Source organism: Anoxybacillus kestanbolensis, assembly GCF_001996285.1.
GTDB classification, from domain to species: domain Bacteria; phylum Bacillota; class Bacilli; order Bacillales; family Anoxybacillaceae; genus Anoxybacillus; species Anoxybacillus kestanbolensis_A.
On record NZ_MQAD01000005.1, the window covers coordinates 515,951 to 531,744 of the forward strand.

The window sequence follows — 15,794 nt, forward strand, 5'->3', positions numbered from 1 at the left end:
AATATAAAACAATAAAAAAAAGCGCCCGAATTTTATTCGGACACCTTCTTCTCTCTTTTAGCAATGCATGCAGCAATCAAGTCACCGTGAAAACGACCGTTTTCAATAAAAATTTCATTTGCGTTATTTCCAGCCGCAATGACGCCTGCAATAAAAATACCTTCCACATTTGTTTCCATCGTTTCTGGATTGTACGTTGGCCGGCCTGTTTCAGCGTCAATATAAACGCCCATTTTCTTTAAAAAATCATGGTCAGGATGATATCCTGTCATCGCAAACACGAAATCGTTTTTTATTTTCTTTTCTTCACCATTTACTGTATAAATGACGGCGTCTTCTGTAATTTCTTTCACATGTGCATTGAATTCCATCGTGATGACCCCTTGGCGCACAAGGGAGTCAAATTCAGGCAAAATCCATGGTTTAATGCTTGAAGAATATTGGGAACCGCGATATAAAACGGTGACGCGCGCCCCCGCTTTCACGAGTTCTAATGCTGCATCAACGCTTGAATTTTTTCCTCCGATGACAACGCAATCTGTGTTGTAGTACGGATGGGCTTCTTTAAAATAATGCGTCACTTTCGGCAAATGTTCGCCAGGCACGTTCATATAATTTGGGTTGTCGTAATATCCCGTCGCAATAATGACGTATGTTGCTTCATACGTACCTTTGCTCGTTTCAACAATAAACGAGCCATTCGCTTGCTTCGTTACGCGTTCGACTTTTTCAAATGCATGAACGCGAATGTTTTTTCGAGTGACAACTTCTCGGTAATAAGTGAGCGCTTGATTGCGCTTCGGCTTTCGATTTTCAGTAATAAACGGAACACCACCAATTTCCAAGCGGTCGCTCGAGCTAAAAAATGTTTGATGTGTCGGATAATGATATAGTGAATTGACGATGTTTCCTTTTTCAATGACAAGCGGGGAAAAGTTTGCGTTTTGTAAAGCAATCGCAGCTGCTAACCCACATGGTCCTCCACCGACAATAATAATTTGTTCTTTTTTCACTTGACGCTCACCCCAATTAAAAAATCTCCTATCATACAATGATAGGAGATTTTTTGTATTCATGCAAATATTAAATCCAACCACGGAAACGGCATGCTTCCGCCATCTTACGTACACCGACCATATATGCCGCTAAGCGCATATCGACGCGACGCGTTTGTGAAGTTTCATATACGTTATTAAACGCTTTCACCATCACTTTTTCCAGCTTTTCTTCCACTTCTTCTTCTGTCCAGTAATATCCTTGATTGTTTTGCACCCACTCGAAGTAAGAAACTGTTACCCCACCAGCGCTTGCTAAAACATCAGGAACGATTAAAATGCCGCGCTCCGTTAAAATTTCTGTCGCTTCTAACGTCGTCGGACCGTTTGCCGCTTCGACGACGATTTTCGCTTTAATGTTGTGGGCATTTTCTTCTGTAATTTGGTTCTCGATCGCAGCTGGCACTAAAATGTCGCACTCTAGTTCAAGCAATTCTTTGTTTGTAATTGTATTTTTAAACAACTTTGTTACCGTACCAAAGCTGTCGCGACGATCTAATAAGTAATCAATGTCAAGACCGTTCGGATCGTACAAACCGCCGTATGCATCAGAAATGCCGATCACTTTCGCTCCGGCATCGTGCATAAATTTCGCTAAATAGCTTCCTGCGTTACCGAATCCTTGCACAACAACACGCGCGCCTTTTAAGTCGATGCCGCGCTTTTTCGCCGCTTCACGAATGCAAATAGTAACCCCTTTTGCTGTTGCCGTTTCACGACCGTGTGAACCACCGAGTACAAGAGGTTTTCCTGTAATGAATCCCGGCGAGTTAAATTCGTCAATTCGGCTATATTCATCCATCATCCACGCCATAATTTGTGAATTTGTAAACACATCAGGCGCAGGAATATCTTTCGTTGGGCCGACGATTTGGCTAATGGCGCGAACGTAACCGCGACTTAATCGCTCTAATTCACGGAATGACATGGTACGCGGATCGCATACAATTCCACCTTTTCCACCGCCATACGGTAAATCAACAATCCCACATTTTAAACTCATCCAAATGGAAAGTGCTTTCACTTCTCGTTCTGTCACGTTCGGGTGAAAGCGAATACCCCCTTTAGTTGGACCGACCGCATCGTTATGCTGTGCACGGTAGCCAGTAAACACTTTTACTGAGCCATCATCCATGCGCACCGGAATTTTCACCGTTAACATGCGCAACGGCTCTTTTAATAGCTCATACACCTCTTCAGGATATCCGAGCTTTTCGAGCGCTCTATGTATGACGATTTGTGTTGCTCGTAGGACATCATGTTTTTCTTCGTTGGTATGCTTTTCGGCTACCATTTGTAAACCTCCCATGACCTTTTGTAAAATATTGTCCGCCTTTCATGTCATAGTATACACCTTCTATGCGCATATGCAAAGAAGTTTTTATTGATTTTTTGTAATCGTTTTCAAAAAAAAACGATCATTCACATCACAATACGAAAGCGATATAATGAACGTACGGTAGAAAGGGGCGAAAAAGATGAAAAAGCGAATTTTATTTTGTTTTGCACATCCTGATGATGAGACGTTTACGGTCGGAGGATTGCTTGCCACATTAGCGAAGCGTGAGGATGTCGAAACGATCGTATATAGCGCAACGCTTGGCGATGCCGGAAAGTGTGGAAATCCTCCGGTTTGTACGAAAGAAGAGCTCCCACACGTACGTAAAAAGGAATTGGAGCAAGCAGCGGCTATTTTAGGTGTTGATCATGTCATTACCGATACATATCCCGATGGAAAGCTACCCGAACATGAAGAACAGCTCGTCGATTCCATTCGTCATATTATTGAACAATATAAGCCGACCGTTGTCGTGACGTTCCCACCGCATGGTATTTCGGGACATCGAGACCATCAAGCGATTCAACGATCCACGTATCAAGCAGTAACGTCGATGGATCATATTGTAGAGCAGTTGTATTATGTAACTGTCGTTGGTCGCCCGGATCGTTACGGTGACCCAATCGAAAACATCGATATCGTCTTCACATTCACAGATGAAGAAGCAAAAAAAGTGCGCAAAGCTTTACTTGCCCATCGTACACAACATTTATCCGTTGAACGTGTGTTTCCAGCTGTCCATCATGACTCATTTCATAAATTTCAAAATAAGGAATACTTTATACGTGCATGGGCAAAAGAAGATGAACCACCTTACCCATTTTAAAAAATAACCTTCGCAATAAGCGAAGGTTATTTTTTTACAAAGTATTTATATAGTTGGTCAATCGCTTCGTTGGCGATCAATTTTTTGCCGTACTCTTCGACACGATAAATCGTCAATGTCGATGGGCTTCCATATTCAGCTAAAATAGCAACAAAATCATCTGTTGGAATGACAGATTCTGCAAAATGTAAATAAAAGCGTCCTTCATAACTGTAAAGCGAGCCGCCATGACAACCGAGCGAATAAAGACGCGTCGCTAATTGAATGACATCTTCAAACGTTTGAAATTCGAAAAATATATCATCGCTTTCATCTAGCGTGACTTGCATTTCAATATAATCGTCGCTAAACTCGTCTTCCTCATCTGTCATCTCACCTTCGCTCGTTACGATCACGACCATGCCCTGTGCCGGTAAAGAGTACACTTCAACAGCGACCGACCCGTTAATTTCAAAGCCGAGCTCCTCACTTGCTTCCTCAATCATATCACGAAATAGTTCATGCACTTTAAACGTATCTTTCCATAAATCTTCTTTCGTTAACCCGCGCTCGACTAGATCGTCAAATGTGAGGAATATTTTAATTTTATTGTAGTTTAAGCGTTCAAGCCGCATAAACATCCCTCCTTACCTACACAGACTTTACTGTTAGCATATGACGAACGTGTAAAAATGTTCGTCATATTACTAATGAGTTTACATCTTTTTCTCCCTTTTAGACAAGTATTTTTCATTCGATTTTAACCACTCGTCCCATTGCTCTTTTGATTGTCCGAGAAAATAATCACCGTACTTGTCTTTTACTTGTTCATCAACTTTATCGAACGCCCGTCCCCCAATTCCAATACGAATATGTGGGTATGTTTGTTTCAATTGATCGACGAGTTTTAGCGTCGCTTGTACATTTTGTTGTAACGTGCAAGATAAAAAGACGTATGATGGCTTTACTTCCTGAATGACAATTGATAAATCTTGTTGCTGGATGCTTGCCCCTAAATAAATCGTTTCGTAACCCCTTCTGCGCAAATATAAAGTAAAAATAAGTAACCCAAGTTCATGCCATTCATTTGGTCCGCAAACGGAAATCGTTTTTGGAAGCAAGCGATTTACAGGAATCATAGAAAACGCCATGCCAAGTCGTGACCGTAAAAAGGCAGAAGCGAAATGTTCATGCGCGCTCGTAATTTTTTCATTTTCCCATAAGTCCCCGATTTTTACGAGTAATGGGCTTAGAATATCGAGTGCAACTTTCTCAACTGTATATAAACTGAACGCCTCATTTAGCAATTCATGTGCTGTCCACTCTTCAAATGATAAAAGAGCTCGCAACAATCGTTCTCGAAGCGTAGTGACATGATCTTCTGCTTGTATACGCACCTCTGACGGTCGCTGTTCTAACAGTGAAATAGCTTGACTAATCGTGAATCCTTGATTCACTTTATCAACGAGCCATTTCAATATTTGCACTTGTTCCTCTGTATATAGACGATGTCCCGCTTCATTGCGCGGTGGGGCGATAATTTGATAACGGCGCTCCCACGCCCGCAACGTCCCAGGCTGAATACCTAACATGTTTGACACTGCTTTCACATTATATTTTCCTTCTTGCGTCGACATATAAAATCCTCCATCTTTCGCATCATTCTGTCAACATTATAGCGAACATGACGGAGGTGTGTAAATTTTGTATAAGTTTTGCTTAACTTTTCTTATGTTTTAACTCGATCAGATGCGTTTCCGCACGTGCACCGAAACGAAATGGAAGCGTCGTTGTCCCGTATCCGTTGCTCACAAGTAGCATCGTCCCATTTATATTTCGCAAACATCCTTTTTCATATAGCCCAAACGGTCCGAGACGAATTTGTCCGCCATGCGTATGTCCGCTTAAAACGAGCGCAATTTCATGTTGTGGCTTAATTTTTTCAATGATGCGCGGATCGTGGCTAACAAGGATGCGAAACGTTGTCTGTTCGGCATCGCTCAACGCAAGCTCGAGCCGATCTCGCCTTTTGTTCATATCATCGACACCGAGCAAAGCGATGCGATCACCTTGCTCACTTTCAAATGTAACTGCCGTATTGTCTAATATTTTCACGCCATTTTCAAGCAATAGTGCATCTAACTCATGGTAATCTACTTCGTAATCGTTATTTCCCCAAACAAAATAAACGGGACCGAGCTGTTTCAACAACTCAATATTTCGTTTAACACGCGAAAACGGAACCCCTTTTTCTGTTAAATCGCCGCCGATAATAACAAGATCGACTTTTCCTTTTAATGAGCCAATTAACGTTTTCGATACACGTCGACGATGAATATCTGAAATAAAAAAAATACGAAGGCGAGAAAAGCTTTCTGGAAACGTTGAAAATGGCAATGAATGAAAAATAACGCGATTCCGATGTGCTTCGATCCACATGTATAACATAAGTGCTACAAATATTGCTACAATATACACCATTTCAATTTTCCCTCTCTTTGTATACACTCATTGACATCATACCATATATGAGAGAAAAGAGAAAAAAAATCGTCGTCTTTTTTACATCAATCATCGCCAATATAAAAAACGTCAGTAATACGCTATACGAAAGAAATTGCTCTTTTCGATTCGTCGGTTCCTTTCGCCACGCTTGTAACGTATGCCAAGTCGCTGCGCGAATGAGGATCGCATTGGAAATGAAACCGATAAAGAAACTAACAAGCGCAAAAAATGTTTTCATTGGGTCAAAAATGATGTCGGTCAAAAACACTTCAAACACGAACGGCTCGACCGTTGGCGTCCAAGCGATCATAAAATAGCCACATAACAATCCAACAATAAAAAGAAACCACATGTTGCTCCCTCCCTTTTTCAACATATGAAGCGAGAGAGTGTGTGGTCACTTATTTTCATGATAAAGCGTGATATCATATGTTTCTTTCATCCATTCGTAAAGAACGTGCCTTTTTTCCCACGTTCGTTTTTCAAGTAATTCGCTACTTTTTTGAATGAACTCACAGCGGAGTGCATGGAAATCTTGCTCCGCTTTATCACTTTTCTTTTTACAAAATGAAACAAACCAACCAAGCGATCCAACGAATGCAGTAAACCAAAAAATGCGTTCATTATCAATCGCTGCTACAATCATTCGTTCTGTGGACGAATGATTTGGAATAACAACCGTTTGGTATATATACAATCCAAATAAAGCGAGTGAAAACAAAAACAAAATGAACGACCACTTCATTCTTTTTTTCATGTCTTCCCATTCTCTTTTATGCGTTATCATTCGTTGTAAAATCGCCTTTGTCACTTCATCTAATTCAATTGGGAAAATCATAGCCACCCCTGCCGATCGTGTTTTACTACGATTGTATGTCCATCGACAAAGTGGTATACCTTATTTTCCATTCATATTTGGAATTTTTAACACTTGTCCTTTTTGTAGTTTCATGCTCGTTAAATGATTCCATTCTTTAATGAGGTCCATTCCTTTTTCATTTCCGTAATATTTCATCGCAATGCTATATAACGTTTCATTTTCTTGTACGGTATGATAAATAAAAGATGATTCTGTTTCATTCGATTCTTGTTCCTCTTCTTTTGCTTCGTTTTCAAGCGGTTTTTGTTGTGGCTTATGCCCTTTTTGTTGATCGACATCAACAGTCTCATAGCTTTCATCATCAATCGTCACGACTTGGACGGGACGCTTCTCAACTAAGTGATATATGCTGTAAATGGAAATCGGCAATAAAACGAAAAAGAGCGCAAGAATGCGAACGAGTGGATGTTTAACTTTCCATTTCGTTTTTTTCTTTTTATGCACTTCGCTGCGCGGTGGCAACTGAAGCTCATCGTCTTCTTGTTGCTTACTAATATTCTCCATTTTTTTACGCAAATTTTCCGCTTGGTCTTTACGCATCGTTTGTCACCTCTTTTGTACGATACCGGATGTGTAACGCTAAAATAAAATCAATGAGAAAGTGGGCAAAAATCGTGACCCATAAATTGCTTGTCCATTCATAGATAAGTCCAATCCAAAAGCTTAAACTAACGACAGCCAAAAGAAGGAGCCATTTTCGCCAATAACGAATATGCAATAAAGCGAAAATGATGCTTGCGAAAAATAGGCCGACATGCGTCTGAATGACACCACGAAACAATAGCTCTTCACAAAATGCAATGACCATAGTCATGATAAAAATGTGCGGTACCGAACGTGAACGAAATAATTTTTCATTGATTCCACCATCATCATACCATTGTTCAGGTGCATACTGAATAAGTAAAAAATCGACAAAAAGAACAAGCGCCGCACAACCGCTACCGTACAATAGTATTTCCCGTATATCCCACTGCCACATCGAAAAGAAGGTCGCAGGCGTAAATAAAAATACACTTAAAATGAGCGCAATAAGAAAAATAAGCGCTTGTGTTACATATAGATGATAAACGATTTCTTCATCGTTCATTTGACTAGCTATCTCCATTTGTTTTTTAATCATTTGTCCTCACCTTTATTGCAAACATGAAACAGAGCTCTTCCTGCCACGGGCGCAAATGTATTTGTTGAATATGTTTTACAGGGGCGTTTACGTATATATCAGCGCCACACCGGTCACAGCAACGCTCATTCGGAAGTGGTTGTTGCTCAAAATATGAAAGCATCGTACGCCGACGACAAGTTTGTTCGTTTATCCATCGTTGCATAAATACCCATTTTTTTATTTTTTCTTGTTTTCTTTGTTCTATATGGGCGTATAGTTGATTAGCTAAAGTGTGTATATCTTCTTGCATATTCATTTGTTCTAGCCAATACAATAAAAGACGTTGTTGCACGTCTGTTAACCCCATTTCCTTCCGCCCATGGCGTAGAGCGTCCAATGCATAGACAATTTGTTCTTTTGTCGGAAATTCCATATCGATCATCAATTGTCCCATTTGTTCATCGCCTGAGGCATACAATAATATGGCAATACTTTCGTTTCCATCGCGCCCAGCGCGCCCAACTTCTTGCCAATATGCTTCTGGTTGTGTCGGCAAGTGAAAATGGATAACAAAGCGAACATTCGGTTTATCAACACCCATTCCAAACGCATTTGTACAACAAATGACGTCTAACTGATCATAAACGAACTGTTGTTGAATAAGAAGTCGCTGTTCACCATCCATACCTCCATGATAATAGCTTACGCGATGATCCTCACGAAGCACTTCTGCTAATGTTTCTGCCCATTGTCGACTAGCTACATACACAATTCCCGGTTTAGGTAACGTGGAGACAAGCTGTTTTAACGCCTTGATTTTTTCTTCTACCGTTTGAACATATTGCACGTATAAACAAATATTTGGGCGATCGAGCGGGTATATATGTTGTTTAACGTCATCGAGTTTAAGCGTCGTTACAATATCAGCAATAACTTGACGTGTAGCTGTAGCCGTTAACGCTAAACATGGCGGATTGCCGAGCGTTTGGCGAAGAAGACCGAGCTTTAAAAAGTCAGGGCGAAAATCATGTCCCCATTGTGAAATACAATGTGCTTCATCTACAACAAACAAAGAAATGTTTATGCGTGTTAACGCTTCGATAAGTAAAGGGGATTGTAAAATTTCAGGCGAAGCATAAATAAAACGATACGACGCTAACTCACGCAACACATCTCGTTTTTCGCGATAAGACAGAAAACGATTGAGCGCTACAACACGTTTTTCACCACGATTTCTAAGCTGCTGTACTTGATCTTCCATAAGCGAAACGAGTGGGGAAATAATTAACACACTGCCGTTTAATATATAACCCGGGAGCTGATAACAAAGCGACTTTCCGCCACCGGTCGGAAGCATAGCAACACAATTTCGTCCATTCAGCACATCTTCAATAATTTCTCTTTGCCCCATGCGAAACGAATCGTAACCAAATCGTTCCTTTAATATGTTAAGCATCTTCCCTCTCCCATCTTGCCAACGCAAGCCGAATTTCAAAATAAGAAACGTCTTGTAACACTTCTTTTATCGCCCGTAATTTTTTCGTTTGTAATTTTTGTGCTTGTTGAATAATGCGCTTGCGTTTATTCTCCTCTAAAAATGGCGTCGTCACAAACGTTGGAATATATGTGGCGATTTCGACAATATGATCTTCAATCGTTCCTTTTTTCAATCCACGCAACTCGGCAATTTGTTCGAGTGAATACCCTTCCTTTAGCAATTCCCATGTTTTTTGAGCGGAACTCGTTAATAGGAAACGTTTTTGTTCCCGCAGTGAAAAAAGAAGCGGAAATTTTTCCTTTTCTTTTTCTGTCATTTCAAGCATAAAATGAAGAACATTTTGAAACGATAACAAAACCGCTACATCTTCCTCCTTTATGGCATAGGCAATTTGTTCGTTCGTCCATCCGATACGCTCATGGCTTGTCAACCGCCAAACGAAAATGTTAGCATCTTTTTCCTCTACACAACGAAGTAGCTCGTACATTTCTTCATATAATAAACGAGCGAGCGCTTGTATATGCTTATGTTGAAACAGCCACCGCTTCACGAACGATTGAATGTGTTCATCGCGATGTACAGGCTCAAATGATGTGCGATGAATGATGTTTGCGAGCGTTTGGATAAGTAAAGACAACCTTTTCCAAAACAAAGAAGCCTCATTCATATATTTCCATCCATCAATGTAAGGAGGAAGTATAAAATGTCGGATTTTCTCTTTTCCACTTGCGGTTGTGCAATATATGTGTTCGTCCACTTGGAAAATCAGTCCATCCATCTCTAATGCTCGTGTGACGTCAAATAAACGAGTACGGTCAATTGGTACCGTCCCAAATAGACGACTAACATCATACCATTTACTATCTTGTAACGTTTGTGCTGTTTTTTTGCCATTCAGTAAATGATCGATCGCAGCGAGCGACCGTTCTCCCCGAAATCGGTCGATACAAAATAAAACGATGTGTTGTAACATGCGACATTCACTCCATTTTCCCTTTCATTTTACCAGATTAAGCGAAGCAATGTGAGGGAAAACTGTATACTGATAAGCATTTTCATTGGAGTTTTTTATTGAAAAGTTACCGCAACACATTTATTATAAAAGTGTGAGGAATACGTTTCCAACGTTTCATATGAAACGATTGGTTCCATATAATTAAGGAGGGTCATTGTATGCCAAAGTACACGATTGTTGACAAAGAAACATGTATTGCCTGTGGTGCATGTGGAGCAGCTGCACCTGATATTTACGATTACGATGATGAAGGTATCGCTTACGTGACATTGGACGACAACCAAGGTATTGTCGAAATACCAGACGTATTGATTGACGATATGATGGATGCGTTTGAAGGCTGTCCAACAGACTCGATCAAAGTCGCGGACGAGCCATTTGATGGCGATCCAAACAAATTTGAATAAGAACAACTAAGGGCAAACTTCACGTGAAGCTTGCCCTTTTCTTTCGTTCAGTCATTGTCACCACTTGTCCAATCGACTATAATAAAAAAGTATACATAACAAAAAGGAGGAATTTGGCATGGCGTTTGAAAACAAGGTTGTTGAAGCGTTTATTGAAATTCCAACAGGTAGCCAAAACAAATATGAATATGACAAAGAGCGTGGCGTATTTAAACTCGATCGCGTCTTATATTCACCAATGTTTTATCCTGCGGAATACGGCTATTTAGAAAATACACTTGCATTAGATGGCGATCCGCTCGATATTTTAGTTATCGTGACAAATCCGACATTCCCTGGTTGCGTCATTGAAACACGTGTCCTTGGCTACTTAAACATGGTAGACGGTGGCGAAGAAGATGCAAAATTAATTGGTGTGCCTGTTGACGATCCTCGCTTTGCTGATGTGCGTAGCCTTGAAGATCTTCCACAACATAAATTAAAAGAAATCGCTCATTTCTTTGAACGTTATAAAGATCTAGAAGGAAAGAAAACAGAAATCGGTACATGGGAAGGCCCAGAAGCGGCTGCAAAACTCATTGACGAATGCATCGCTCGTTACAACGAACAAAAATAAATACACTTCATGCGTTAAGCTGGCTTTTGGCCAGCTTTTTGTCTTTTTTCCGAACATTCATATATAAAAACGCTTTCATTTGTATGACCTTTCCGAAAGTTATTGACACGTGCATACGGGTATGTTAAATTATCAGAAATTTAAAAACTTATTAATTGAAAGGAGCGAATGTTTGTGATTCGCATTTTAGTAGCTGATGCAATGAGCGAAGAAGGACTTGCCCCACTCCTTGCTGATCCAACGATCGAAGTCGTGCAAAAAAAGGTAAGCGAGGTGGAGGACGAACTTGATCAGTTCGATGCGCTGCTCGTTCGTAGCGCGACAAAAGTGACTGAACAATTACTGCAAAAAATGACGAATTTAAAAATTGTAGGACGCGCTGGCGTCGGGGTGGACAATATTGATGTCGATGCAGCTACACGATACGGTGTCGTCGTCATTAACGCTCCAAACGGCAATACAATTTCGACAGCGGAACATACATTTGCGATGATGGCTTCATTAGTGCGCCGTATTCCACAAGCGCACATTTCAGTCAAATCACGTGAATGGAATCGTTCCGCTTTCGTCGGTGTCGAGTTATTCGGAAAACATTTAGGGATTATTGGATTTGGTCGCATCGGTTCTGAAGTAGCGAAACGGGCGCGCGCATTCGGTATGCACGTTCACGTATACGATCCATTTTTAACGAAAGTACGAGCAGAAAAAATTGGTGTCGATGTTTGCACGCTTGATGCGTTGCTTGCACAAGCAGATATCATTACTGTACATACACCGCTAACAAAAGAAACGAAAGGGCTTCTCGGTCCAAAAAACTTAGCAAAAACGAAAAAAGGTGTATATTTAATTAACTGCGCGCGCGGTGGCATCATCGACGAGCAAGCGCTCATTCCGTTTTTAGAAAACGGACATGTGGCAGGCGTTGCGCTCGATGTATTTGAACAAGAGCCACCGGGAGACCATCCGCTTCTCTCTTTTGATAACGTCGTTGTCACTCCACATCTTGGGGCATCGACAGTCGAAGCGCAAGTGAACGTAGCGACACAAGTCGCTGAAGAAGTATTAACATTTTTACAAGGAAAACCGGTCACATCGTCGATTAACTTGCCGACACTTTCAAAAGATGTATACGAAAAAATTCAAGCTTTTTATACATTGGCTCGAAAAATGGGTATTTTAGCTTCGCAATATATGAGCGAGCCGGTTCAAGAAATTGCGATTACGTATTCAGGATCTGTTGCTGATTTAGAAACGACATTCATTACGCGTAGTTTGCTTGCTGGATTTTTAAAACCTCGCGTTGCTTCAACTGTCAACGAAGTAAACGCAGCAATGATCGCCAAAGAACGCGGCATCGCCTTTAGTGAAAAATTTTCAGCAAACGGAAACGACTACAACAACAGCATTACGTTAACTGTATATGGCGAAAACAAAACATTTACGTTGAAAGGTACCCATATTGCCCACTACGGTGACCGGATCGTTCATTTTAATGGCTTTGCGATCGATTTTGCTCCAGAAGGGCATTTGTTGTACATTCAACATCATGATAAACCGGGAATGATCGGAAAAGTCGGTAACATTTTAGGTGACCATCAAGTAAACATCGCAACGATGCAAGTTGGTCGCCAAGAAGCGGGTGGAAAAGCGATTATGATGCTTTCACTCGATAAACCACTTGATGACGCACTCGTTGAAACGCTCGAACAAATTAGCGATATTGATGTTGTCAAAAGATTAGAAGTATAAAAGGTTCAGCCGCGCAGCTGAACCTTTTTTTATCCAAGTGGAACCGCTTTTCGTTCCCCTTTACAAAACGTCATAACTTCCTTGTAACCGACTGTTGTAGCGAGAGCGATCGCTCGATCATAATCCGCCCCAACATCTTGCGGCACGTGTGCATCAGACGATAACACAATTGGAATGCCTTTGTCGTAGCACATTTGTAATAGACGAGGATCAGGATATAGTTCCCCAACAGGTTTACGCAAACCTGCTGTACTAATTTCAACGCACGTTTTCGAGTTGGCTAGTGCCGTCGTGGCACGATCGTACTGTTCTAACAAAAATTCCTCATCTTCTGGCACGTATTTAAAAATTTTCACTAAATCTAAATGACCGATAATGTCAAATAAGTTCGACTCAGCTAGCGTCACCACTTGATCGAAATATTTTCGATATGTATCGTATAGATCGCGACGATCCCACTCTTTCCGAAACTCAGCTAAATCGATACCAAAATCATCAACCCAATGAATCGAGCCAATGACATAATCAAAATCGTAAGCGCGAATAAACTGCGCCATTTCTTCATGTTTGCCTGGCGTGTAATCCATTTCGATCGACATTTTCACATCAATTCCGGCATCCCACGCTTCGTGAAACAAACGAACGTAATCGGCCATATCATAGTAGCGACGCGCTTCAATCCATGGATTCGATAAAATATTTTTTGTTTGATAAAAATGATACGCATGCTCGGAAATACCGAAATGTTCAATGCCTTTCCGCGCAGCTTCGTCCGTAAATTGCTTTAAATAATCAAGCGTTAACGTCCCACGTTCTAAATGATTATGGTAATCTGTTAACATCATTCTCTCCCCCTCTCTCGTATTGTTTTACATTATATAGCACAACGTTCTCTTTTTCTAGTTGTTTAATCCAACAAGAAACAGTAAATGAATGCATGCAGCCATCCCAACAACAACGAGCACTCGTTTCATCATATCTTCCATCGTTTATTCCCTCCCGTTCGCGATAACCATATATGTTGTATGCAAAAATACGAACGGTTAGAACGATAAAACATGACATTTTACAATTCATTTACAATCGGATAAAAAAGCGTTCCAGCAAGTGACTGCAATAACGGCTCTTGCTTTTGATGATAACTTACAAGCACACATGTCGCTGGGCCAGCAGAAGCATGTGACGGAAGGGAACAACGAAGTGGGCGTTCCCCGTGCATAAGCTTCCACTCATGCGATATCCCTTTTGAACCAACTGGGATTATTTCATACACTCCATCTACCTGCAGCAACATGCGAAATAAAGAAAGCGGAATGATTCGATCTTTCTTACGTATGACCGCTTCACCAACGAGTGGTTCTCCGATGACAGCCCAACGTGCATCCATTGGTGTAATATTTATTCTCTTTTCCTCTTTCCGTACCGTTCCGACAGCAACAACTCCAACAGCTGATTGCATAAGCGGCATATTTGATTCGCTACTTCCTGTTATAGGAAGCGACAACTGTAACTCCACCATCGTTTGTTGGACGCCTGTAACAAGTGCATCCCATGAACGATCATCGACAAAGTTTTGTAGTACAAAAGCTTTTGGCGTTGCTCCAATGCTCATCAGTTCCATAAGCGAAACGCGAGCTCCATAGTAACTAACAACATCATATGGCGCTTGAACAACATCATATTGCTTTAAGCCAATTCCACCTGAACAGTCAGCGGCAAAAACGAGCTCGTGTTGTTCATCAAATGGCACGCATAATACGTCACGCATGCTGCTTCCCCCACGCGCGTTGCAACGCTTTCGACACGACAACAGCAATCGCTAAATTGACGCCCGTAGCTAATGCAAGAGACGGAATGATAGAAAGTACAAACGCCGGGCTCATGATCCATGCAAAAGGTAACGGTGCAAGTAGTGCATTACCGATAAAAAAACATACATAACTAAAAATGAACCATCCTCGTCTTATCAACAAACCGACAATGTATAAAAGAGCGGCCATTTCAATAGCCACAAGTATATGAAATGGACCAAGCGGAAATCCGCCAAATAAAGCAGATACAACATGTCCAACACTTGACACAACCGCAGCAGCTGTTGGCCCGAGCAAAACAGCTGCTACAACCGCAGGTGCGCTATCGAGCGCAATACTTCCGATTGTAAATGGGATTTTGATAAGCGAGCCGATGACAGATAGACTAATAAACATAACAAGCAACGTGAAACGCCTCATTCCGATTCACCTTTTTTTTCATTTTTATCACGAAACACAATCGCGCTTCGTTCATATTCTACATCTTTTACTTGCAAGCGAGCGTTGACGACGCGCGCAACGGCAAATAAATAGTCTGATAAACGATTCATATATTGTAAAACGACTTCATTCGTTTGTTGTTGCTTCATTAACGCTACAACACAACGTTCTGCTCTTCGTGTCACCGTCCGTGCCATATGTAACGCAGCAGCTTGTGGAGACCCCCCTGGCAAAATAAACCGTTCAAGCGGCGGCGCTTGTTGAATATATGCATCAATGCGTTCTTCTAAAAACGTCACCATTTCCACTTTTACTTTATATGGTATTTTTTCACCGACAATGGCTAAATCACCACCGCAATCAAAAAGTTCATGTTGAATACGTTGCAGTTCTTGATAAATATCACGAAACTTTTCGTCTTGCAATAACGTCATTGCCCAGCCGATCATCGAATTTGCTTCATCAATCGTTCCGTACGCTTCTACGCGCACATCGTTTTTATCAACTCGTCCTCCAACTAAACTCGTTTGTCCTTTGTCACCTGTTTTTGTGTACAACTTCATCCGAA

At 41.1% G+C, this 15,794-nt stretch carries 19 protein-coding genes; 4 read left to right on the forward strand and 15 right to left on the reverse strand.

Annotated elements, in window-relative coordinates:
- Positions 1-32 precede the first annotated feature (32 nt).
- On the reverse strand, positions 33-1,013 hold the full coding sequence (locus tag BO219_RS04965) for a YpdA family putative bacillithiol disulfide reductase (protein ID WP_077428631.1): 981 nt from the start codon (positions 1,011-1,013) through the stop codon (positions 33-35).
- A 70-nt stretch (positions 1,014-1,083) separates the two neighbouring features.
- A complete protein-coding gene (locus tag BO219_RS04970) occupies positions 1,084-2,349 on the reverse strand; it encodes a Glu/Leu/Phe/Val family dehydrogenase (protein ID WP_077428632.1) in 1,266 nt (421 codons plus the stop codon).
- Between the two features lie 184 nt (positions 2,350-2,533).
- Between BO219_RS04970 and BO219_RS04975 the strand changes: the two genes are divergently transcribed.
- Complete coding sequence (locus BO219_RS04975) at positions 2,534-3,220, forward strand: PIG-L deacetylase family protein (RefSeq protein ID WP_077428633.1); 687 nt, start codon at positions 2,534-2,536, stop codon at positions 3,218-3,220.
- 26 nt (positions 3,221-3,246) lie between these two features.
- Here BO219_RS04975 and BO219_RS04980 read toward each other — a convergent pair whose 3' ends face one another.
- The 9 genes from BO219_RS04980 to BO219_RS05020 form a co-directional block, all read right to left on the reverse strand.
- Complete coding sequence (locus tag BO219_RS04980) at positions 3,247-3,834, reverse strand: genetic competence negative regulator (RefSeq protein ID WP_035019793.1); 588 nt, start codon at positions 3,832-3,834, stop codon at positions 3,247-3,249.
- 81 nt (positions 3,835-3,915) lie between these two features.
- The gene (locus tag BO219_RS04985; protein WP_077428634.1) at positions 3,916-4,836 is read right to left on the reverse strand and encodes a MerR family transcriptional regulator; all 921 of its coding nucleotides are present in this window, start codon (positions 4,834-4,836) and stop codon (positions 3,916-3,918) included.
- A gap of 82 nt (positions 4,837-4,918) precedes the next feature.
- The gene (locus tag BO219_RS04990) at positions 4,919-5,680 is read right to left on the reverse strand and encodes a metallophosphoesterase (RefSeq protein ID WP_077428635.1); all 762 of its coding nucleotides are present in this window, start codon (positions 5,678-5,680) and stop codon (positions 4,919-4,921) included.
- A gap of 1 nt (position 5,681) precedes the next feature.
- Positions 5,682-6,056: a hypothetical protein gene (locus BO219_RS04995; protein ID WP_077428636.1), complete on the reverse strand. Its 375-nt coding sequence runs from the start codon at positions 6,054-6,056 to the stop codon at positions 5,682-5,684.
- Positions 6,057-6,101: 45 nt separating this feature from the next.
- Positions 6,102-6,542 (reverse strand): YpbF family protein, encoded by a 441-nt coding sequence (locus tag BO219_RS05000; protein ID WP_077428637.1) that lies wholly within the window; start codon positions 6,540-6,542, stop codon positions 6,102-6,104.
- 60 nt (positions 6,543-6,602) lie between these two features.
- On the reverse strand, positions 6,603-7,124 hold the full coding sequence (locus BO219_RS05005; protein WP_006319362.1) for a LysM peptidoglycan-binding domain-containing protein: 522 nt from the start codon (positions 7,122-7,124) through the stop codon (positions 6,603-6,605).
- A complete protein-coding gene (locus BO219_RS05010; protein ID WP_006319361.1) occupies positions 7,117-7,707 on the reverse strand; it encodes a CPBP family intramembrane glutamic endopeptidase in 591 nt (196 codons plus the stop codon). Before BO219_RS05010 ends, BO219_RS05005 begins: the two co-directional genes overlap by 8 nt.
- Positions 7,700-9,145 carry a RecQ family ATP-dependent DNA helicase gene (locus BO219_RS05015; RefSeq protein ID WP_077428638.1) on the reverse strand — a complete coding sequence of 482 codons (1,446 nt, stop codon included), beginning with the start codon at positions 9,143-9,145 and terminating at the stop codon, positions 7,700-7,702. The genes BO219_RS05010 and BO219_RS05015 overlap by 8 nt, the downstream gene beginning before the upstream one ends.
- The gene (locus BO219_RS05020; RefSeq protein WP_077428639.1) at positions 9,138-10,160 is read right to left on the reverse strand and encodes a YpbB family protein; all 1,023 of its coding nucleotides are present in this window, start codon (positions 10,158-10,160) and stop codon (positions 9,138-9,140) included. Before BO219_RS05020 ends, BO219_RS05015 begins: the two co-directional genes overlap by 8 nt.
- Before the next feature lie 200 nt (positions 10,161-10,360).
- On the opposite strand from BO219_RS05020, the gene BO219_RS05025 reads away from it, so the two are divergent.
- The 3 genes from BO219_RS05025 to serA all read left to right on the forward strand — a co-directional run bounded on the left by BO219_RS05025 (position 10,361) and on the right by serA (position 12,974).
- A complete protein-coding gene (locus tag BO219_RS05025) occupies positions 10,361-10,609 on the forward strand; it encodes a ferredoxin (protein ID WP_066325905.1) in 249 nt (82 codons plus the stop codon).
- 118 nt (positions 10,610-10,727) lie between these two features.
- Complete coding sequence (locus BO219_RS05030; protein ID WP_006319351.1) at positions 10,728-11,225, forward strand: inorganic diphosphatase; 498 nt, start codon at positions 10,728-10,730, stop codon at positions 11,223-11,225.
- 174 nt (positions 11,226-11,399) lie between these two features.
- Positions 11,400-12,974, forward strand: coding sequence for a phosphoglycerate dehydrogenase (gene serA, locus BO219_RS05035; RefSeq protein ID WP_077428640.1), 1,575 nt, complete (start codon positions 11,400-11,402; stop codon positions 12,972-12,974).
- A 29-nt stretch (positions 12,975-13,003) separates the two neighbouring features.
- Here the strand turns inward: serA and BO219_RS05040 are convergent, their stop codons facing one another.
- The 4 genes from BO219_RS05040 to BO219_RS05060 form a co-directional block, all read right to left on the reverse strand.
- Positions 13,004-13,816: a histidinol-phosphatase gene (locus BO219_RS05040; protein ID WP_077428641.1), complete on the reverse strand. Its 813-nt coding sequence runs from the start codon at positions 13,814-13,816 to the stop codon at positions 13,004-13,006.
- Positions 13,817-14,040: 224 nt separating this feature from the next.
- The gene (locus BO219_RS05050; protein WP_077428643.1) at positions 14,041-14,742 is read right to left on the reverse strand and encodes an ATPase; all 702 of its coding nucleotides are present in this window, start codon (positions 14,740-14,742) and stop codon (positions 14,041-14,043) included.
- The gene (locus BO219_RS05055) at positions 14,735-15,205 is read right to left on the reverse strand and encodes an ECF transporter S component (RefSeq protein WP_077428644.1); all 471 of its coding nucleotides are present in this window, start codon (positions 15,203-15,205) and stop codon (positions 14,735-14,737) included. Before BO219_RS05055 ends, BO219_RS05050 begins: the two co-directional genes overlap by 8 nt.
- On the reverse strand, positions 15,202-15,789 hold the full coding sequence (locus BO219_RS05060; RefSeq protein ID WP_077428645.1) for a cob(I)yrinic acid a,c-diamide adenosyltransferase: 588 nt from the start codon (positions 15,787-15,789) through the stop codon (positions 15,202-15,204). Before BO219_RS05060 ends, BO219_RS05055 begins: the two co-directional genes overlap by 4 nt.
- Positions 15,790-15,794: the final 5 nt, after the last annotated feature.